The organism is Microbacterium sp. NPDC079356 (assembly GCF_049545465.1).
GTDB classification, from domain to species: Bacteria; Actinomycetota; Actinomycetes; order Actinomycetales; family Microbacteriaceae; genus Microbacterium; species Microbacterium gawkjiense.
Genome location: NZ_JBMWDN010000002.1, coordinates 654,327 through 674,369 on the forward strand (window position 1 = coordinate 654,327; position 20,043 = coordinate 674,369).

Here is a 20,043-nt window from a genome sequence, read left to right on the forward strand (position 1 = left end):
GCTTTGGGGGCCCGGTTCGAGTTGGGGCTCGATCTGTCTGCTTGCTGGGGAGCTTGCGATGACTGTGCGTATCGGTTACGCCGCGGGGGCGTTCGACCTGTTCCACGTGGGACATCTGAACATCCTTCGGCATGCCAGGGACAACTGCGATCTGCTCATCGCCGGGGTGGTCAGCGACGAGATGCTGCACCAGGTGAAGGGTGTCGATCCATTCATCCCGACGTCGGAGCGCGCCGACATCGTGCGCGGCATCCGCTTCGTCGACCACGTCCACATCGAGACGGTACCGAACAAGCTCGACGTGTGGCGGGAGGTCGGGTTCACTCACTTCTTCAAGGGTGACGACTGGCGCGGCACCGAGAAGGGCGACCGTCTCGAGCGCGAGTTCGCGAAGGTCGGCGTCGAGGTCGTCTACTTCCCGTACACCGTCCACACCTCGAGCACGCAGCTGCGTCGCGCGCTCGAGGTCGCCTCTTCCGATCGCGAGCTCGTCCGTTCCGAGTCGGCGTGAGCGTGGCAGCGTCTGACGACGCTGCATCCTCGACGGGTCCCGACGACATGATCGAGCTCTTCGTCGGACAGGTGATCGCTCTGTTCCCGCTCCGGATGAAGAGCGGGCAGATCCCGGGTCGGCCGCAGCCGACCGTGCGGCGGATCTTCCCGCGCTCCCCCGAGCCCGGCACCCCCGTGGACGGCGGTCCGCCGATGCGGGCGCGCACGTACTCGCTGTTCGTCGATGCGCCCGGTCACGGCATCCTGACCGTCGCCGACCATCGCGTCGAGGTCGTCATCCTGCCGCTCGACGTCTCGACGCCGCGCCAGGCGACGGTGTTCCGCATCTCCGCGATCGCCGGTCGGACGATCGACGTCACCGGCGTCGTGATCCAGCCGCCGACGGATGCCGCGGGCTGAGGGACGCCGACCCGAACGGACGACGAGAGCCGCACCCCGGTGGACGGGATGCGGCTCTCGGCCTAAATCCTGCGTGTCAGCGACCGCCGCGGCGGCCGGCGCCGTTCTGACGGACGACCGAGCCGACGGTGAGCGACCCGCCCCCGATGGCGCGACGGCCGGTGCGGCGCGCGCCGCCGGTCGGAGCGGCCTTCGGGGCGCCGTGCGAAGCGGCCTGGCCGTGACCGGCCGCGCGAGCGGGCTGAGCATCGCGACGCGGCGCGTCGGAGGTGCGACGCGACGCCTCCGCGCTGCGACCCTGACCGCGCCCGCGCCCCCCGCCCTGGCCCTGGCGACCGCGGTCGCCCTGGCCCTCGCGGGCGGCGCGCTTGCGCTGCGCGTTGGCGCCCTGGCTCTGCCCACCACCACGGACCTGCGGCTGCTCGGGGGCCGGCGTGACGTGCGGGGCGACCTCGCCGACGAGCTCGACGACCGACGCGGATGCCGCGGTCACGGTCTCGGGCGTGACTGAGATCGACGCCTTGCGCAGCAGCTGGTCGACGTCGCGACGCTGCTCGGGGAGGACGATCGTGACGACGGCGCCCTCGGCGCCGGCGCGCGCGGTGCGACCCGAACGGTGCAGGTACGCCTTGTGCTCCATGGGCGGGTCGACGTGGACGACGAGCTCGACGTTGTCGACGTGCACACCACGCGCGGCGACGTCGGTCGCGACGAGCACGCGGGCGGTGCCGGCCGAGAAGGCGGCGAGGTTGCGGTCGCGCTGCGGCTGCGAGAGGTTGCCGTGCAGGTCGACCGAGGGGATCCCCTGCGACGTCAGCTGCTTGGCGAGCTTCTTCGCGGCGTGCTTGGTGCGCAGGAACAGGATGCGGCGGCCCGTGCCCGAGGCGAGGAAGCGCACGAGCTCCTTCTTCTCGTCGGAGCCGGGCACGTGGAAGACGTGGTGGGTCATCGCGGCGACGGGCGAGTGCGCCTCGTCGACGGAGTGCAGCACCTCGTTCTGCAGGAAGCGGTTCACGAGCTTGTCGACGCCGTTGTCCAGCGTGGCGCTGAACAGCATGCGCTGCGCACCCTGCGGAGTCGCGTTCAGGATGCGGGTGACGCCCGGCAGGAAGCCGAGGTCGGCCATGTGGTCGGCCTCGTCGATGACGGTGATCTCGACGGCGTCCAGGCTCACGAGCTTCTGCTGCATGAGGTCCTCGAGGCGGCCGGGGCAGGCCACGACGATGTCAGCGCCGGCGCGGATGGCCTCGACCTGGCGGTTCTGGTTCACGCCACCGAAGACCGTGGCGGTCTTCATGCCGTAGGCCGCGGCGAGCGGCGCGAGGGTGCGGTCGATCTGGGTCGCGAGCTCGCGCGTCGGAGCGAGGACGAGACCGAGGATGCGGCCGCGGCGGCGGGTGCCGCCGGCGAGACCCTGGCCGAGGCGCGCGACCATCGGGATCGAGAACGCGAGCGTCTTGCCCGAGCCGGTGCGGCCGCGGCCGAGCACGTCGCGCCCGGCGAGCGTGTCGGGCAGGGTGTCGACCTGGATCGGGAAGGGGCTGGTCTTGCCCTCCGCGGCGAGCGCGGCGATGAGGGGAGCGGGCACGCCGAGCGTGCCGAACGTGGGTTCAGTCATGAGAGAGCTAACTCGGGCGTGATCGCCCGGATCGGTGTCCCGGGTGCGAGTGCGCAGACGGGTTCGCCGTGAGAAGGAGTCGCCGGCGACGATCGATGGATCGGCAGCGGATGATGCGTTCTACGACGCGAGGGGCACCAGGGAAGGATGCCGCAACCCACCCAGTCTAGCAGTCGGGGCCTCCGGCGGCCCTCAGAGCTCCCCCGCCGGCACCGCGAACGTGTCGCACGCGGTGCTGCCGCCCTCGTACCCGGCCATGAACCATCGCTGCCGCTGCGCGCTCGATCCGTGCGTCCAGCTCTCGGGATTCACCTGACCGGACTGCTGCTGGATGTGGTCGTCGCCGACGGCGGCGGCCGCGTTCAGCGCATCGTCGATCTGCGCCTGCGTGGGTTCGAGGAGGAACGGCCGACCCTCGGCATCCTTCTGGTCGGGAGCGGCGGCGGTCCAGGCGCCCGCGAAGCAGTCGGCCTGGAGCTCGGTGCGGACGGCGTTGCTGTCCTCGCCGGTGCCGTCGCGCGGGTACTCCTCGAAGACGCCGAGGAGGTTCTGCACGTGGTGCCCGTACTCGTGGGCGAGCACGTACAGCTGGGCGAGGTCGCCGCCCTCGGCGCCGAGCTGTCCGCGCAGGATGCTCCAGAACGTGGGATCGATGTAGACGGTGCGATCGGTCGGGCAGTAGAACGGACCGGTCTGATTGGATGCCGTGCCGCACGGCGTCTGCGCCTGCTGCTCCACGAGCACGAGCTGCGGCTTCTCGTAGCCGTCGAGCTCGCTCTGCCAGTACGTGTTGATGACCTCTTCGCCGGCGTCGAGGCGGCAGTCGTCGTTCGCGTTGGCGTCCGCCCCGCTGTCGCAGTTCTCCACGACGCCCTGGTCGGGGGACGTGCCACCCCCGCCGCCTCCGCCGAGGAAGCCGCTGAAGTCCTGCCCCGTGAACATGAACAGCAGCAGCACGACGACGGCTCCCGCGCCGCCGGCACCGCCGGCGATCACGGCGCCCCGGCCGCCGCGGCGGGTCGCGCGCGAGCCCCGTACGTCCGCATCCGGGTTGAAGGTCATGCCGGAACGGTACGCCCGCCGATCCCGCGCGCGGAACGGGTTGCGGCGACGGCCTCGACCGTGCTCGGATTCGCGGCACCGCCGTCATCGGACACAATGGGAGCGAGCGAGGAGATCACCGTGGACGCACACGCCGACCAGCCGACACCCGGCGACTACGCCGAGTCGCGCACCATCGCGATCCCCGACGACCCGATGACGGATGCCCCGGGGTTCGCCGCAGTCGATCCGAGCCCCGAGTGGTGGCTCGCCCTGCCCGCCGGATCCCGGCTCGTCGGTCTCGTCGTCTCGCGCCCCGACATGCCGAGCATCGTCGCGCAGCGCGAGGCGCTCGCGAAGTTCGGGGTGCCGATCGCCGGGTTCCGGCATCCCGCCCCCGAGACCGGCGAGACGTGGGAGGACCGGCTCACGCGACTGTTCGGCCGCCTCGGCGCCGGGGACGTCCTCGTCGTCACGGACGTGAAGGCGCTCGGGCGCGACGCGCACGAGGAGACCCGGACGATCGCGGAGCTGCGCCGCCGGTCGGTGATCGTGAAGGTCCTCGACCGGGGCTGATCCGCCCCCTCAGGACGAGGCGCAGAGGCGCGTCGCGTCGCTCGTCGCGCCGTTCTCGCGCCGTACGCTGACGTCGATGCAGACCTGCGTGTCGCCGTCGAGCGGGACGACGACGCTCGTCTCCGCGACGTTCTCGGCGGCCGCCTCGCCGCCGTCGAGCCGCACCCGCTGCCAGACGTAGGTGTCGCCCTCCTGCGGATCGGGGTTGACCCAGCGGAAGATCACCTCGCCGCCTCGGATCGTGTGGTCGCTCTTCTCCGGCGCGGCGATGAAGTCCGCCACCGGGTCCTGCGGCTCGGGGGCGGTCGTCGCCGTCTCCTGCGGGCCCGCCACCTCGGCGGACGGCGCCAGTGCCGAGGCGACGAGGACCGCACCTACCACGACGACCGCGACGACGGCCGCCGCGATGAGGCCGATCCACAGCCCCTTGCGCGAGCGCGCCGGCGGCGCGGTCGTGGCAGTGGCGGGCGCAGGTCCCGTCGCCGCGGGGGTCGCCGCGGGGGTGGCCGCTGTGCGCTGGGGGGCACGCAGCATCGTGCCCTCGTCGACCTCGCTCGTCACCGGCGCGGCCGGCGGGATGGCAGTCGGCGGGCGCAGCACGGTGGCGTCCGCTCCCGTGTCGGCGGGCGCGCCACCGGGCGCCCAACCCGAGGTGTCGCGCTGGACCGTCGCGTCGGGGCCCGTCCCGAAACCGGCGGCGAGAGCCGAACGCTCCCACGTGGGCCCTGCGGCGGGTGCGGTGTGCGGATCGATGCTGACGATGCCCCGCACGCGCGTGAGCTCGCCGTCCTCCTCCTGCTCCTCGACGGGCGGCGCATCGTCGAGGATGTCGATCGGGGTGACCGAGTGCGCGAGCTCGATCTGCACCTTCTGCAGCGCGCGGGCGAAGGCGACGGCCGACTCGAACCGGTCCACCGGGCGCTTGGCCATCGCCCGCTCGAGCACCTGGAAGAGGGATGCGGGAGCGTCGGGTCGCTCCGGACGCGCGAGCGGCTCGGAGTCGATGCGGCGGATCAGGTCGGCGCCGCCGTTGCGACCGCCGGGCACCTCGAAGGGCGAGCGGCCGGCGAGCAGGTTGTAGACCGTTGCGCCCAGCGCCCACACGTCGGACTGCACCGTGAACTCGGGGTTGTCGGCGAAGGATTCCGGAGGCGACCACGGGATCGACATCCCCGCGGAAGGATCGCGGCCATCGGCGGTCGTCGCGATGCCGAAGTCGGTCAGCGCGGGACGGTTGTACTCGGTGACCAGGATGTTCGCGGGCTTGATGTCGCGGTGCAGGATGCCGGCGCGGTGGGCCGTCTCGACCGCGGCGGCGACCTGGATGCCGACACGGAGCGCCTCGGCGACCGAGATGGGCGCCGAGCGGGCGCGCACCTGCAGGTTCGGCTTGGAGCAGTACTCCATGACGAGGTACGACCGGCCGTCCTCGGCCACCCCGGCCTGGTAGATCGTGACGATGGCGGGATGCGTCGAGAGCATCGCCATGACGTTCGCCTCGGCCTGGAACTGCTCGACGGCGCCGCTGGTCATCTTCTCGGCGAGGAGCACCTTCACCGCCACGCGGCGGCGCGGCAGGGCCTGCTCGTACAGGTACACGTCGGCGAAGCCGCCGGAGCCGAGGACCTGGACGTACGAGAAACCGGGGAGCTGCGGCGGCGCGGCGGGAGCGCGCTTCGCACTCACGGCAGGTCCTCGAAGGTCAGCGTGACACCGTCGCCCAGGTCGAGCACGTCCGCGTCGATGACCATGGTCGGCTCGTTGGGGTGCAACCGCACGGGGTCGTGTCCGCCGCGCAGCAGGACGGTGCCGTTGGTGCTCGCCAGGTCGACGGCGAGCACGTGCTCACCCTCGGCGCGGATCTCGACGTGGTTGCGCGAGATGTCGTGCTGCGGTCCGTCGACCGCGACGAGCGTGGGCAGCTCGTTCTCGGCGGGGCGGGTCGAGCGCGGGCGTCGACCGACGATGACCGTGCGCTCGAGCTCGATGACCCGCCCGTCGGCGAGGCGGATGCGCCCGCGCGACGGACTGCGCGGCGGGACGTCCTCGATCGAGTCGAAGGCGGATGCCGCGCGCATCGCGCGGGCTTCGGCGACCGACACCGTCGCGCCGTCGTGATCGCCGAGCTCGGCGGTGCCGGGCAGCGGCGGGGCGGGCAGGTGGGGCGGCACGAACGGCGGCAGCGCGGGCACCGGCGCGGTCCCCTGCGCGGCGGTGCGCGGGCTCGCGATGGTCGCCCCGAGCACGGGGTCCTCGTCGATCCCGGCGATGGTCTCGCCCCCGTCGGGCGCGCGGGTCGCCTCGGGGATGCCGGGGGTCGACACCGGCGATTCGCCGAGCGTGTGCACGGGAGGCACCCCGATCACCAGCCCGGGGACTGCCGGCGGCGCGGGCGGGGAGTCCTTCGCGAGCGTGCGCGAGGAGGCGATCGTCTCGCCGATGTCCTCCGCCACGGCGTCGTGGTCCGGCTCCGCGGGGCCCGGCTTCGCGGGCTCCGGCGCTGCGGCGTGCGGTTCGGGCGCGGCCGATTCTGTGGGCTCCGATTCGGCGGCGGTCGGGTCGGGCTCCGGCTCCTGCTCGGCCGAATCCGACTCCGGCGCTGCGGCCTCCGGCTCCGCGGCATCCGACTCCGCGACATCGTTCTCGGGCACATCTGCCGACGGCGCCTTCTCCGCAGAATCGGCCACGGGTGACGCGGGGGCCTCGACAGGCGCGGCTGCCCGTGCGGCGTCGCGCGCGACGAGGTCGAAGACGATCTGGGCCGCGGGCACGACCCCCGACTCGATGGGCAGCAGATCGGCATCCGATCCCGCACCGATGTCGACGCTCACCCGGACGGCGCGCGGCAGGAATCGCTCGGTCCAGGTCGCGACACCCGCTCCCGACACCTCCTCGACGCCGTCCGCCGTCTCGACGACGAGCGAGACGGGGCCGCGCACCGCGACGCGGACGCCGTCACCCTCGGCGACCGCGAGGCCGAACGGCGGGATCGCGGCGAGCGAGGTGCCGAACGCGCCGGTGAGCGAGTCGAGCACGGCGCCGATGCCGCCGCCCTCGAGACGGCGCCACACGCCCTCGACGGCGTGCGGCGTGACCGCGGGGGGCAGCACGGCCAGCGCCGACCCGGTCACCGCCGCACGCCACGCCTCGGCATTGCCGTCGGGCCGATACCGCACTGCGCGCATCAGGCGTCTCCTCCTGCCGCTGCACGCGGCCGTGTGTCCTCATCGGCGTCCGACGACCCGAGGCCGGGCGTCGTGTCCCCCTCATCCTGCCCCGCGACGCGCACGGCATCGACCACGACGGCCGTGATGTTGTCGCGTCCGCCGTGCAGCATCGCCTCGTGGACGAGGCGGGTCGCGGCACCCTGCGGATCGACGACGTCGCGCAGGATGCCGGTGATGCGCTCCTCGGGCACCTCGCCCGAGAGCCCGTCCGAGCAGACCAGGATGCGATCCCCCGCCTCGGCCGCGAGCAGCCAGAAGTCCGCCTCGCCGCCGCTGCCGCCGCCGATCGCGCGCGTGATCTCGTTGCGGCGGGAATCACGACCGGCGGCGTCGCCGGTCAGTTCGCCCGCGTCGATGAGCTCCTGCACGACGGAGTGGTCCACGCTGATCTGCTCGAGCTCGCCGTCCGCGAAGCGGTACGTGCGCGAATCGCCCACGTTGACCGCGAGTCAGTAGCCGTGCCCGCCGACCTCGGTGACCGCGACGCCGCTGAGGGTCGTGCCCGCCGCGCGCCCCGCATACCCGATGCGCTCGACGGCGACGCGGGCACGCGACAGGGCGGCCCGCATCCCCTCGATGCCGACGGAGTCCCGCCCGACGAGGGCGCGAAACGCGGCGACGACCGCCCCGCTCGCGGCGGCGCCGGCGTCGTGGCCGCCCATGCCGTCGGCGACGAGGAACAGGGGGTACTCCGCGAGGTACGAGTCCTCGTTGACGCGGCGACGCAGCCCCGGGTGGGTCGCCGCTCCGACGCGGACGTCGATCGCCGTCACCGGGCGCTCTCCACCGTGAGCCGCCGGTCGCCGAGTTCGAGGACGTCGCCCGACCACACGCGCGCCCGTCGCCCGGGCAGGAGGCGCTGCGGCTGGCCGGCCCGCACGATGACAACCCCGTTGAGGGAATGCCGGTCGACGACCCACGTGCCCTCGTCGTCGGCGCCGATCTCGAAATGCGTCTTCGACAGCGAGAGCGTCTCGTCGCGCACCGCGGTGCTGCGCCGTCCCGGCTGCTGACCGGGGCCGCGACCGAACAGGGTGGGCTCGTAGACGGTGTGCCGGGTGCCGTCATCCCACCCGAGGATCGCGATCACCGGGGGCGCGACCCGCGCGGCCGTCGCGGGCAGGCCGTCTCGGTGCGGCGCGCCGGGAACCGTGGAGATCACGTCGACGGGGAGGGTGCGCGGGATGCGACGGTTCGCGGGGACGGATGCCGGGGCCCACGAGGGCGGGGGCAGAGGGCCCGATGCCGGCGCGCCGACGGGCCGGACGGCGCCCGAGGGGGCGGGCGGCACCGTGGCCGCGAGCACCGCCGGAGCGGGAGCGGGAGCGGGATCGGGCGCCGGGAGCGGCGCGAGCTGCACGTCCGCCGGGGACTGCTCGACGGGGGCCGATGGGCGCGGGGCGGGTGCCACGTCGACGACCGCGCCCGAGGCGAGGTCGTGCCACCCTCGCCGCCAGCGCGAGGAGTCGAACAGCGGCGAGAAGAACCCGACGACGACGCTCGCCGTGAGGCCCCAGAGGAGGTTGCGACCGAGCGCGCGCCCGAATCCGAGTTCGGCGTCGTCGGAGGCGTGGGCCAACCGTACCCCCATGAAGCGCATGCCGAGAGAGCCGCGACCGCCCTGCATCGCGGTGTAAACGAGGAACCAGGCCGTGCTGACGACGGCGAGCACGGGCAGCAGCCAGAGGATCGGGACCGCGGTCACCATCGACAGGGCGACCACGATGCCGACGGCGACCCCGTTCACGGCGGCCGCGATCGCGGAGTCGATGACGACGGCGAGGATACGGTGGCGCATCGTCGCGGGCACGCGGGCGGTCATGGCCGTCGCACCGTTCGCCGGATCCCACCCCGTCGCAGCGACCGCAGACTCAGGCGGGCGCGCAGCCGCTGCCAGAACGTGGCACCGCCCGCCATGCCCGCGACGATCTCGTCGACCTCGCGCCAGAACGCGTCGACGTCCTCCGGCGTGGGGTCGCCGGGGCCGTACACCTCGGCGTCGGCGCGCTGGGCGAGGGTCGCGACGCGGGGACCGTCGAAGGTCTCCCCCACGGCGCGGGCGCTCTCGGCGCGCGTGGACCCCGGCGGCACCGCGACGCGGTAGTCCACGGCGCGGTCGACGAGCTCATCCCACCCGCCCGACACCCGGTCGGCGGTGCGCTCGGCGCGCAGGCGGCGGGTGCGGCGGGCGGCCTTCACCCCGCCGATCACGAGGAACGGCGAGAGGAGGAGCAGGAGGGTGCCGAGACCGATCCCGGTCCACAGAAGCACCGGTCCGAGCCAGTCGAGCCCCGGAGGCTCCTCCTCGTCCTGGTCGCGCTCCTCGGCGAGCGCCGGCGGCAACTCCGCCGGCTCCTGCGCGGGCGGCGGCGGCTGCAGGACCTGCGGCTTCGGGTTGGCGCGCGGCTTCGTGTTCTGCTGGCTCGGCTCGTTGTCCTCGTCGGGGGTCGGATCGAAGGTCACCCATCCGGCATCCTCGAACGCGATCTCGACCCAGGCGTGCATGTTGTCGCCGGTGGCGGTGAAGACCCCGCTCCCGTCCTGCTCGCCCTCGTCGGGGTACCAGCCCATGACCACCCGCGCGGGCATCCCGAGCTGCAGGGCCATGAGCGCCATCGTGACCGCGTACTGCTCGTCGTCGCCGACCATCTGCTCGTTCGAGACGAGCATCGTGATCCGTGCGGCGCCGTGACCGGAGGGCGAGTAGACGTCGTCGGCCAGACCGTGGCTGAAGTAGCCCTCGCTCTGCAGATAGCTCTCGAGCGCGCGCGCCCGCTCGATCGGGGTCTCGGCTTCTTCCGTGGCGTCCGAGGCGAGTTCACTGAGGGACCGGGGGATGCCGGTCTGCCGCGGCATCTTCAGCGGGGCGAACTGCTGGTCGGCGAGTTGCTCGTCCGTCGGCTCCACAGGCACGGTCGTGTCGATCGTGTACTGGTCGCCGGAGCGGACCCCGGAGGTGACGACGGCGGTGCCGGTGCCGTCGTTGAAGTGCGCGCCGCGGCGCAGGTCGTTCGCCCGATCACCGGCGAAGGTGATCTCGTGGGCGGAACCGACCGACGGCAGCCAGACGCCGTCGAGGTTCTCGATGTCGACGCGCACGGTCGATTCGTCGCCCTTCGCCTGCGGCGACATGTTGGACCGGACGGGGGTGAAGGCGCTCGACGAGCCCGCGCCGTCCTCGGCGACGTTGTAGACGATGCCGTCGTAGGCGTCCATCGTCGCAAGCCGAACCCGAGCGTCCTCAGGCAGGCCGCTCACCGTGAACAGGGGTTCGCTCTCGAAGTCGCGGACGTAGCCGCGCCAGGACTGCAGGGGGCTCGCGTAGTCGTGGATGTCGAAGGGCGGCACGACGAAGTCGCGCAGGATGTAGCGCTGCGTAGGCGGGGCGGCGGTCGCCGCGACGGCCGCCCCCGCTCCGGTCGCGAGGGCGACGACGACCCCGCCCGAGACGAGGCGGCGCAGGCGTGCGGCACGCGAGGCATCCGCCCCGGGGGTCGCGGCCTCGACCGCGGTGCGCTCCGGGCTCCACAGGGTGCGCAGCGCCAACCAGATGACGGCGACGATGACGAACAGGGCACCCTGCACGATCGGGGCGACGGTCTGCGCCGTGCCGAGCAGGATCTCGCCGGCGATGAAGGCGGATGCCGGGATCAGCGCCCACGCGGGCCGACGCAGCCGCAGCGCGAGCGATGCGGTCAGCACCGACGCCACGAGCGTCATGAGGAACGGGACGATCAGGTGGCCGTCGTCGGACGCGACGGGGGGCACCGTGGTCAGCAGATCCTTCCACGCCGTCACGATGCCGAAGGCGAGCTGACGCCACGTCTCGAGGGTCGGGATGGCGCCGAGGAACGTCGTGGCGGGCAGGGCCAGCGCGCCGCCGAGCAGGAAGTACACGGCGACGGTCGCACCCGCGAGGGTCAGCACCCCCCAGCGCCACCTCGCGCCGACCCACGCGAGGGCGATGCCGACGACGAGGGCGCCGACGGCGGCGACGAGGTAGGTCGCGCCCTCGAACGTCGCCGCGAAGCCGACGATGCCGACGGCGAGGAGGAGGACGACTGCGCCGACGTCGGCGACGAGGCGACGCCACGTCGACCCGGGGAGCAGGAGGAAGCGCAGCCGGTTCACGACAGGACCTTGCGGATCGCGTTCGGGAGCTGGTCGAGCTCGCCCAGGGCCACGACGTCCGCGTCGCCCACGCGGCGCAGGGCCGGGGCGTCGAGGCGGCTGTCCGCGATGATCGCGAGCGTGCGCACACCGAACGGCACGCGCGAGCAGGCGAGCCGGAGCTGCCCCGCGTCGACCGTGGACCCGCAGATGAGGACGGCCACGGCGGCATCCGGGGAATGCGCGGCCAGGATGCCGGCGAGCGCGACGATCCCGCCCTCGCGGGGCTTGCTGGGCTCGATGGCCGCGAGGGAGTCGAGGTAGCGGCGTCCGGTCTCGGCGCGGATCTTGCCCGCCGAGGTGCGGACGTCGAGGGTGCGGGAGTCGCGCAGCGCGCGCAGGCCGATCGAGCCGGCGACCGAGATCGCGGTCTCGAACTCCTCCGGGTCGCGGTACTCGCCGGGGTGGGTGGAGAGGGCGACGACGAAGTGGGAGCGCCGGGTCTGCTCGTACTCGCGGACCATCAGCGTGCCGGTGCGCGCCGTCGACTTCCAGTGCACGTGGCGCAGGTCGTCGCCAGGCTGGTAGTCGCGCAGCGCGTGGAACGACACGTCGTCGCGCGCGAGGTGCTGGTCGGGCAGGCCCTCGAGGTCGCGCATCTGGCCGAGCGACAGGCCGTCGAGCGGCAGCGTGCGGGGGTGGACGAACAGGTCGACGGCCTGCCGGCGATCGTGGGTTCGTTCGAACAGGCCCAACGGGTCGCCGCGGAGCACGCTGACGGGGCCGACCGCGAGCACGCCGCGGGCGGTCGTCGGGATGGCGAAGAGCTCCTCGTGCTCTGCTCCCGCGGCCAGGCGCGGGACCTGGAACAGACCGCGGCCGGCGCCGACGGGCAGGACGACCTCCGAGGGGAGCAGCGACCGCGAGGTGCGGTTCGCGAGGGTCAGCGCGCCGACCGCACGCTCCCCCACGACGACGCGGGTGCGGGTCAGGTCGAGGTCGACGTCGTAGGCGGTGCGGCCGAAGAGGAAGACAGCGCAGAGCAGCGCGAGGATCGTGGCCACCACCGCGGCGACGAACGCTTCCTGCCATCCGAGGGCGAACGCGGTGATCCACAGGACGATCGCGGCCGCGATGACCACCCAGCCGGTGACCTGGATCACATCCGCGATGACCGCGAAGCGTGCCCCGGCGCGGCGCGCCCACACCCCGGCATCCTCCCGGACCTTCTCCCCCCGCGTCGCCTGACGCGGGGCGAGCTGAGGCGCGTCGGTGGTCTCGTCCGGGGCGTCTGCGGGCACGCCGGAGGGGCCGGGCGCGTCGGGCGCCGCGGCCACCGTCGCCGGCGTCATCGTCATCAGGCCGACGCCCTCGCGAGGGGTGCCTCGACCTGGCCCAGCGCGCGCTCGATGACCGACTCCGAGGTCGTGCCGGCGAACTCGGCCTCGGGGTCGAGGACGAGACGGTGGGTCCAGACCGGTGCGGCGAGCGCCTTCACGTCGTCGGGGATGACGTAGTGACGTCCCTGGGATGCCGCGACGACGCGCGCGATCCGCATCATCGAGATCGCGCCGCGCACCGAGACGCCGAGCTTCGTGGCATCCGACTCGCGGGTCGCCTCGACGAGCTGGGCGGCGTACCGCGCGACGGCGGGGTCGACGTGGACGGATGCGGCCAGGTCGGCCATGTCGGCGACGGCCTTGGTCGTGATGACGGGACTCAGCTTGCCGGACGGGTTGCGGTCGACCTCGCCGGCGAGGATACGCTCGGCGACGGCGAGCGACGGGTAGCCGATCGAGGTCTTGATCATGAAGCGGTCGAGCTGCGCCTCGGGCAGCTTGTAGGTGCCCGCCTGCTCGATGGGGTTCTGCGTCGCGATGACGAGGAACGGACGGCCCACCTCGTGCGGCACACCGTCGACCGTGACCCGCGACTCCTCCATCACCTCGAGGAGCGCCGACTGCGTCTTCGGCGAGGCGCGGTTGATCTCGTCCGCAAGCACGATCGATGCGAAGACGGGTCCCTTGTGGAACTCGAACTTGTGGTTCTGCTGGTCGTAGATCGTGACACCCGTCACGTCGGAGGGCAGCAGGTCGGGCGTGAACTGGATGCGGGTCGACGTGCCCTGCACGCTGGCGGCGAGCGCCTTCGCGAGGCTGGTCTTGCCGGTACCGGGCGCGTCCTCGAGGAGCACGTGTCCCTCGGCGAGCATCGCCGCGAGGACGAGGCCGACGACCTCACGCTTGCCCATCAGCGCCTGGTCGACGTTGTCGACGAGACGCGTGAACGTGTCGCGGAACCAGGCCGCCTGTTCGGGGGTCATGCTCATTCGTAGTCCTTGCTCTCGAAATTCTTCAACGACTCATCCACGCGGCCACCACTGCTTTTCCGTGTCAACGGCACCACCCCAGCCCTGGATGTCCACCCAGACGTCGTAGCCGTCGGCGCCGAGCCAGCACTCGATCTGCTTCGAGCCGTTGGCGGGGAGGTCGTAGGCGAAGGCATTAGGGCTGACGTTGCCGCTGCCGCCGCTGTACTTGCACGCGACGTTGTATCGGCCCGCCGGGAAGTCCCGGGTGTTGACGACAAACTTGTAGCAACCGTTGTTGCAGCTCTGTGGAGCGCGGTCTCCTCGCGTGACCCATACGCGAGGCTGAGGTGGCGGCGGGGCATCCACGCTGCGCGCACTCGCCTGGGCCGTCGTGGTCTTGCTTCCGTCCGCACTGGTACGGACCTCGATGGTGCGCGTGGTGCTGTAGTCCACGCGGTAGTCCTCGGAGCCGGAAGCGGCGACCTTGCGCCACCCGTTGCCGTCGCCGGTGCGGATCTCCGTCGTGACGGGCCGACCGTTCGCGGCAGGCGAGGACCAGCTCATCCTGATGGTCCTGCCGTCATCGATGGTCGACGCGCTCGCGGTCGGTTTGCCGATCTGGCCGTACGGCCGCACCTGGTTGGATGCCGCCGAGGCAGGCCCCTCGTACGTCGTGCCGTCGGCGGTGGCCACCGCACGGATCCGGATCGTGTAGGCACCGTTGTTGTTGACCGCCCCGTTGCCGATCGTCCCCGACGTCCCCGAGCCGCCGCCGGCGACCCAGTCAGCCCGCCAGCCGTTGCCGTTCACGCTGTACTGGTACTGGATCTCGTTCGTGTTCGCGCCGTTGGACGCGCCGGGCTCCCACTGCACGACGACCTGGTTGTCACCCTCGCGCGCCGCGACGTTCGACGGCGCGCCGGGCGGCGTGAAGGCGCGGCGCGGCGCCGACTGCGGGCTTCGATCGCCCCATCCCGCCTTGTTCTGCGCACGGACGTCGTAGGTGTAGTCGGACTGCGACGTGTCGACGACGACCGCCTGGCTGGTCTGTCCGGCGGGTACGGCGATCGTGTCGACGACGTTGCCGCCGCGGATCACGCGGAGCTCGTACCCGCCGATCGCGTCGCCGTTCTCAGCGGGCCGGTTCCAGGACACGCGCATCTGCGCGCGGTTCCCCACCGGCTCGAGGCGAGCCACTGTGGGAGCGCCCGAGGCCGACGGAGGGGCGGCCGGGATCTCACCGGCGGACCACTGAGAGAAGTCCGATGGCTCCGGAGCACGGTTGTGAGCGCGCACCCGCACCTGGTACTCGGTGCCGTTCTGCAGCCCCTCCCAGCGGTGCGTGGTGCCCGTGAGGCCCGTCTTCTGGGCGACGCCGGACGGCGGCGCCGGCGAGATCTCGAGGGTGTAGCTCTCCACCGGAGAACCCTCGGTGCGCGGCGTCTTCCACGCGACGTCGAGGCTACGGTCGCCGAAGGTCAGTGTCGGCGGGGCCGGCTGGTCGGGCCGCACGTCCGGGCGAGCAGTCTCCGACGGGACCGACGGATCGGACTCACCGACACTGTTCGTCGCGGTCACGACGAAGTTGTACTCGACGTTGTTCGTCAGGCCGTCCAGCGTGCAGGTCGTGGACGGGCACTCGCGGGTGTAACCGCCCGCCGTCGACGTGACGGTGTAGCCCTCGATGCGGCGACCGTTGTCGACCGGCGGCGTCCAGCTGAGGACGACCGTACGGCTCTCCACGGCGGTCACCGTCGGCCTGCCGGGCGCATCGGGACGGCCCTGTACCGTGATGCGGATCCGGCCGTCGACCCGGCGGTCGGCATCCTGCGTCGCGTCCTGCACCGTGTAGCGGACGACGACGTTGCCGACGAATTCACTGCCCGTCGTCACTCGGACCGTGCCACCCGAGACATCGACGCTGGTCACCTCACCCGTCTCGATCTGCGTGTTCACGATCTCGAGCGGTGCGTCAGGGAAGGGATTGACATCGTTCTCGAGGACGTTGAGGGACACGGTCTCGCCCTGGTCGGCCTGCAGGACGACATCGTCGTTCACCGAGGGCAGCTCGCGCGTCGACGCGGTCACCGTCACCTGGATGTTGGCCTCCACGGGCTCGGTCTCGTTGTCGGTCACGCGGACGGTGAGCGAGAAGCGCGTGCCCTTCGCGACGTCGGGCTGGGCGGACACCTGCAACGACTGACCGTCGACCGAGGCGCTCACACCAGCCGGCGGGTCGGAGGCGAGCGCGAACGTGAGGTTGTCCATGTCGCCCGGATCGGGGTCAGTGACGAGCTCCCGCAGACCGAGCGTGGCCGGGTCCTCGCCCGGCGCAACCGAGACGGACGCACCGATCATGGTCGGGGGCTCGTTGTCGGGTGGGGTCACCGTGATCGGGATGGTGAGCGTGGCCTTGCGGCCGTCCGCGTCATCGGGTCCATTGCCGTCGGTGACTTCGAAGGTCAACGCGTCCGCGCCGAAGTAGCGGTCCGCCGAGGTGTAGATGAGCGTCGACTCATCTTTGACGAGTCCCGCACCGTTGCTGTGTGCGGCAGTCACCTTCTCGGTCTCCGTGATGACCACGTCGCGCCCCCCGGACGCACGGACGTAGTCCGACAGCGGAAGCTCGATCGTCTCGCCGCTCTTGACGGTGACGCCCTCCGCCGAGATCAGCGTCGGCGGAAGATCGGCGAGTGCCGGGACGTGGATGAAGGCTGCGGCGACCTGGTCGTCCTCGTCCGTCACGAGGTAGGTGATGAGCTGACGCTCGTCACCTACGGAGAGACTCACCCGACCGCCTGAGAGGACACGCGCGTTCTCTCCGCCCTCGCCGAGCGCGACCTCCAGCGCCGAACGGGTGCCGTCGGGGTCGTCGTCGTTCTCGAGCACGTCGACGACGACGGTACCGTCCTCGGCCACGTCCTCCGCCCGCACCCGATCGTCGCGAGCGATCGGCCGGGCCAACGGCACGTCCGGGTCGACGGTGATCTGCACCGAGGTCGTCGCGCGGAGTCCGCGTTCGTCGGCGATCGTGTACAGCACGCTGGTCTGCATCGGCTCGTCGGGCGCCGTGATGAGGAGCTGTTGTCCTGACACCTCCGCGCTCAGTCCCGGGACGTCCGCGACCTTCACCGCATTCTCCGCGAATCCGAACTTGTCACCGTCAGGGTCGGAGTCGTTCTGGAGCGCGTCGACGGCGACGGTGCGGCCGGGCCGCATCGTGATGGTGTCGCGCACGGCGTACGGCGCCTGATTGGTCGACTCGGCCGGCGCGATGCCGACCTCGATGATCGCCGTCGCCTCCTTACCGAGGTTGTCACGGACGCGGTACTGGAAGCGGTCGACACCGACCGAGTCCTCGAATGCGGTGTAGGTGAACGAGTCGGCGTCGATGGCCGACACACGGCCCTTCTTCGGAGAAGATGCGAGACCGACGAGCTCCACCGAGTCGCCATCGGCGTCGATCCCGTTGAGATCGATCGCCACTTGCACACCCGAGCCGCTGAGGGTGCGGACCGTCACGTCGCGGGGGCGCGGCGCGGCGTTCGCGTCGTCGTCACGCGGGAGGATGCGGATGGTGACGTAACCGGCATCCCGCTGGCCCGTCGAATCCTCGACCTCGTAGGTCGCGTTGACCGTCTTGGGCTCGGGACCCGCGCGGAAGCGGAGAGTGTCCTCGGAGACGAAGAGGTCGCCGTCGGCCTCATCGATGAGCGGCGGCACGAGCTCGGGCGAGATGTGGATCTCGTCGCCGTTCGGGTGGAAGTCGTTCTCCATCACGGGGATGGTCACGACATCGCCGACGCGGACGACGACCTCGTCGTCGACGGCGATCGGCGGGCGTAGTTTCTCGGGGGCGGGCACCGGGATCACGATGACCTCGCCCGTGGCGGACTGCGATCCGTTGGAGATGGTGTAGGTCAGCCGCACCTGCTTGTCCAGGGACGCCTGGTCGCTGACGCGGATCGTCTCGTGTCCCAGCACCGCCGCGGCGATTCCGCTGTCCTCGTCGACGGTGACCGACTGGACCACGAGGATGCCGCCGGCCGGGTCCGTGTCGTTGCCCAGCACGTTGACGAGCACATCGCCGCCTGCGGGGAGGAGTGCGACATCACGCACCGCAATCGGCGCGACGTCGGCATCCTCGTCCGGAAGGACGTCGATGCGCACGATGCCGGGAGCGGAGTTCGCGCCCGCAGAGGCGAGGTACGTGGCGTAGTAGGTGCCGGTGTTCGGAGCCTCGAACGTGAACGACTTGTCGGGATAATCACGGGTCACCGTTCCGCCGTCGACGTCGTCCACGCGCGTCAGCCGGAGCTGCTCGCTTCCGGTACTGGTGTCGTTGGTCAGCGGTCGCACCGTGACGGGACGGTCGGGTCGCGTCACGACGTGGTCCGCGTTGGTCACGGGGATCGTTGTTCCGAGGGGTCGGATGTCGATCCTCGCCACCCCCGTGGTGGTGTCACTGCCGTCGGACACGACCACGGGCACGTCCTTGCGCCCTTGCATGCCCCCGATCGCCCGGTAGGTGATCTGCCCGTCGGAGGTGAACTCGGCCTCATCCCCGCCGTCCGGGGTGACATCGAGCAGGAAGATGTCGTCGCCGTCGGGGTCGATCCAGTCGCTGAGGACGTTGAAGGACACGACACCGCTCTGCTCGACGGTGATCGCGGTCTTGCGCTTCTGCGTGGGCGCCGAGTTCTCGCTCAGCGGCCGGACCTCGAGGTCGACACGCGCCGTGTCCTTGCCGCCGCGACCGTCCGACACCTCGTACCGGAACGAGGTCGTGCCCGCGGCATCCTCGGGCAGCGCGATCTGAAGAGCCGTGCCATTGTAGATGGGCGTGATCTCGCCGATCGACGGGTCGCCCGTGACCTTCGCGACGAGCACGTCGCCGTCCGCGTCGAGGTCGTTCTCCAGCACGGGGAGCACCGTGGTGCGGCCCGGACGTACCCCGTAGCGGTCGTTCTCCGCGACCGGCGGGGTGTTCTTCTCGGCGCGTTCGGGGAGCGTCGACTGGACCGTCTCCTCGGTCGTCTCCTCCTCTTCCTCACCCTCGCCCTCGGGCGGCGTGAGGTCCTCCCAGTTGTCGACCTGCTGGAGCGCGTCGCTGGCCATCCAGGCGGAACCGCCGAAGATGTCGTTGAGGACCACGACGTCGCGGTTCACGCGGAAGCGGAGTTGGCTCGAGCGGTCGATCCCCTCGACCGTCTTGGTCAGGTCGTCCTCGTCGCCGACGCAGTCGCGGACGAAGGAGCCGGAGCCCGACCAGGCCCCGTACGCGCACCCCGCGACGTAGACCGGCTGCGCGGGAGCGCCGCCGTCACCGGCATCCGTCGTGACCGGATCGCCGCCCGCGAGCGGGACGCGCACCAGCTGGGTGGGAGTCGCGAGCGTGACGGTGTCGGTCACGTTCGAGGGCTGCTGCAGGATCGCCTCGTCGGGAACCTGGGTCACGAGCCCGTCGCTCGTGTAGAGCGTCGAGGACGTGCGGTCGAGGACGACGCTCACGCCGCCGATGGACGTGATCGCCAGCTCGTCGTTCTTCTCGATGCCCTCGAGCTCGCGCTCGGCGGTCTGGACGAACACGCCCTGCGCGTCGGGCGCATAGGCGTACAGCACACCCTTCTCGGCGGAGACGGCGTAGACGAGGCCGGCCGTGCTGACCGTGACCGCGGCGCCCCGGCCGAGCTCGGCGATCGGATCGCCGGCTTCCTTGCCGACGGCGGCGAGCGAGGTGAACGGCGCGGCACGCAGCGCTCCACCCTCGTCCATCGTCGCGACGGTCGGGCCGCCCAACACGACCTGGGCGTTCGACGGCAGGTCGGCCTTGTCGGAGAGCACGACACGAGCCGGGTCGATCGCCGTGGCGGTGTTCTCGGTCTGGTCCGTGACCAGGACGCGGTTGCCCGCCTGCTGGATGTCGTACTCCTGCGACAGCGTGCGGAGGCCGCCGTCGAGGAGGCGCGACTCGTTGTTGAAGTGCCCGACCAGCAGGCTCGTCTGCTTCGTCAGCCAGACGCCGCCGTCGTTCAGTTCGACCTCGGTCGTCGGCTCGCCGTCGTAGGTGAGCGCGAGCACGCCGATGGCGACCACGGCGGCGGTCACGGCGCCGATCGATGCCATCGTGCGGGGCCGCGAACGGAGCCAGGCGAAGGGCTTCATGAGCGTTCTGACTCCCCCCGGGCAGACGAGTTCGCAGGACCGTGCGCGCCCGATGGATGGACCGGACGACACGGCGTGTGGAC

The 20,043-nt window shown here is 71.8% G+C and carries 12 protein-coding genes and 1 pseudogene; 3 read left to right on the forward strand and 10 right to left on the reverse strand.

What is annotated here, in order from left to right:
* Positions 1-58: 58 nt before the first annotated feature.
* Together ACPEH0_RS07915 and ACPEH0_RS07920 are read left to right on the forward strand one after the other, a co-directional pair.
* A complete protein-coding gene (locus tag ACPEH0_RS07915; protein ID WP_311860634.1) occupies positions 59-511 on the forward strand; it encodes an adenylyltransferase/cytidyltransferase family protein in 453 nt (150 codons plus the stop codon).
* Positions 512-513: 2 nt separating this feature from the next.
* Positions 514-912 carry a hypothetical protein gene (locus ACPEH0_RS07920; protein WP_366213522.1) on the forward strand — a complete coding sequence of 133 codons (399 nt, stop codon included), beginning with the start codon at positions 514-516 and terminating at the stop codon, positions 910-912.
* A gap of 76 nt (positions 913-988) precedes the next feature.
* On the opposite strand, the gene ACPEH0_RS07925 is transcribed toward ACPEH0_RS07920, so the two are convergent.
* Both ACPEH0_RS07925 and ypfJ read right to left on the reverse strand, forming a co-directional pair.
* The gene (locus ACPEH0_RS07925) at positions 989-2,530 is read right to left on the reverse strand and encodes a DEAD/DEAH box helicase (protein ID WP_366213521.1); all 1,542 of its coding nucleotides are present in this window, start codon (positions 2,528-2,530) and stop codon (positions 989-991) included.
* Positions 2,531-2,722: 192 nt separating this feature from the next.
* Complete coding sequence (gene ypfJ, locus ACPEH0_RS07930) at positions 2,723-3,592, reverse strand: KPN_02809 family neutral zinc metallopeptidase (protein WP_366213520.1); 870 nt, start codon at positions 3,590-3,592, stop codon at positions 2,723-2,725.
* 120 nt (positions 3,593-3,712) lie between these two features.
* Between ypfJ and ACPEH0_RS07935 the strand changes: the two genes are divergently transcribed.
* Complete coding sequence (locus ACPEH0_RS07935; protein ID WP_217529910.1) at positions 3,713-4,147, forward strand: recombinase family protein; 435 nt, start codon at positions 3,713-3,715, stop codon at positions 4,145-4,147.
* A 9-nt stretch (positions 4,148-4,156) separates the two neighbouring features.
* On the opposite strand, the gene ACPEH0_RS07940 is transcribed toward ACPEH0_RS07935, so the two are convergent.
* The 8 genes and pseudogenes from ACPEH0_RS07940 to ACPEH0_RS07975 all read right to left on the reverse strand — a co-directional run bounded on the left by ACPEH0_RS07940 (position 4,157) and on the right by ACPEH0_RS07975 (position 19,960).
* Positions 4,157-5,833: a serine/threonine-protein kinase gene (locus ACPEH0_RS07940; protein ID WP_366213519.1), complete on the reverse strand. Its 1,677-nt coding sequence runs from the start codon at positions 5,831-5,833 to the stop codon at positions 4,157-4,159.
* On the reverse strand, positions 5,830-7,332 hold the full coding sequence (locus ACPEH0_RS07945) for an FHA domain-containing protein (RefSeq protein WP_366213518.1): 1,503 nt from the start codon (positions 7,330-7,332) through the stop codon (positions 5,830-5,832). Before ACPEH0_RS07945 ends, ACPEH0_RS07940 begins: the two co-directional genes overlap by 4 nt.
* Positions 7,332-8,147 (reverse strand): annotated as a pseudogene (locus ACPEH0_RS07950) (PP2C family protein-serine/threonine phosphatase). The gene ACPEH0_RS07945 and the pseudogene ACPEH0_RS07950 overlap by 1 nt, the downstream one beginning before the upstream one ends.
* Entirely contained in the window at positions 8,144-9,196 is a 1,053-nt protein-coding gene (locus tag ACPEH0_RS07955; protein ID WP_366213516.1) for an RDD family protein, read from the reverse strand. Before ACPEH0_RS07955 ends, ACPEH0_RS07950 begins: the two are co-directional and overlap by 4 nt.
* Positions 9,193-11,505 (reverse strand): transglutaminase TgpA family protein, encoded by a 2,313-nt coding sequence (locus ACPEH0_RS07960; RefSeq protein ID WP_366213515.1) that lies wholly within the window; start codon positions 11,503-11,505, stop codon positions 9,193-9,195. The genes ACPEH0_RS07955 and ACPEH0_RS07960 overlap by 4 nt, the downstream gene beginning before the upstream one ends.
* Positions 11,502-12,842: a DUF58 domain-containing protein gene (locus tag ACPEH0_RS07965; RefSeq protein ID WP_366213514.1), complete on the reverse strand. Its 1,341-nt coding sequence runs from the start codon at positions 12,840-12,842 to the stop codon at positions 11,502-11,504. Before ACPEH0_RS07965 ends, ACPEH0_RS07960 begins: the two co-directional genes overlap by 4 nt.
* Complete coding sequence (locus ACPEH0_RS07970) at positions 12,842-13,813, reverse strand: AAA family ATPase (RefSeq protein ID WP_064003569.1); 972 nt, start codon at positions 13,811-13,813, stop codon at positions 12,842-12,844. Before ACPEH0_RS07970 ends, ACPEH0_RS07965 begins: the two co-directional genes overlap by 1 nt.
* Positions 13,814-13,846: 33 nt before the next feature.
* A complete protein-coding gene (locus tag ACPEH0_RS07975; protein WP_366213513.1) occupies positions 13,847-19,960 on the reverse strand; it encodes an Ig-like domain-containing protein in 6,114 nt (2,037 codons plus the stop codon).
* Positions 19,961-20,043 lie beyond the last annotated feature (83 nt).

Excerpts from the sequence above, each read along its gene's own strand:
- ypfJ (WP_366213520.1), bottom strand. The coding sequence starts at position 3,592 with ATGACCTTCAACCCGGATGCGGACGTACGGGGCTCGCGCGCGACCCGC.
- ACPEH0_RS07915 (WP_311860634.1), top strand. The coding sequence starts at position 59 with ATGACTGTGCGTATCGGTTACGCCGCGGGGGCGTTCGACCTGTTCCAC.
- ACPEH0_RS07965 (WP_366213514.1), bottom strand. The coding sequence starts at position 12,842 with ATGACGATGACGCCGGCGACGGTGGCCGCGGCGCCCGACGCGCCCGGC.
- ACPEH0_RS07945 (WP_366213518.1), bottom strand. The coding sequence starts at position 7,332 with ATGCGCGCAGTGCGGTATCGGCCCGACGGCAATGCCGAGGCGTGGCGT.
- ACPEH0_RS07975 (WP_366213513.1), bottom strand. The coding sequence starts at position 19,960 with ATGAAGCCCTTCGCCTGGCTCCGTTCGCGGCCCCGCACGATGGCATCG.
- ACPEH0_RS07970 (WP_064003569.1), bottom strand. The coding sequence starts at position 13,813 with ATGAGCATGACCCCCGAACAGGCGGCCTGGTTCCGCGACACGTTCACG.
- ACPEH0_RS07955 (WP_366213516.1), bottom strand. The coding sequence starts at position 9,196 with ATGACCGCCCGCGTGCCCGCGACGATGCGCCACCGTATCCTCGCCGTC.
- ACPEH0_RS07925 (WP_366213521.1), bottom strand. The coding sequence starts at position 2,530 with ATGACTGAACCCACGTTCGGCACGCTCGGCGTGCCCGCTCCCCTCATC.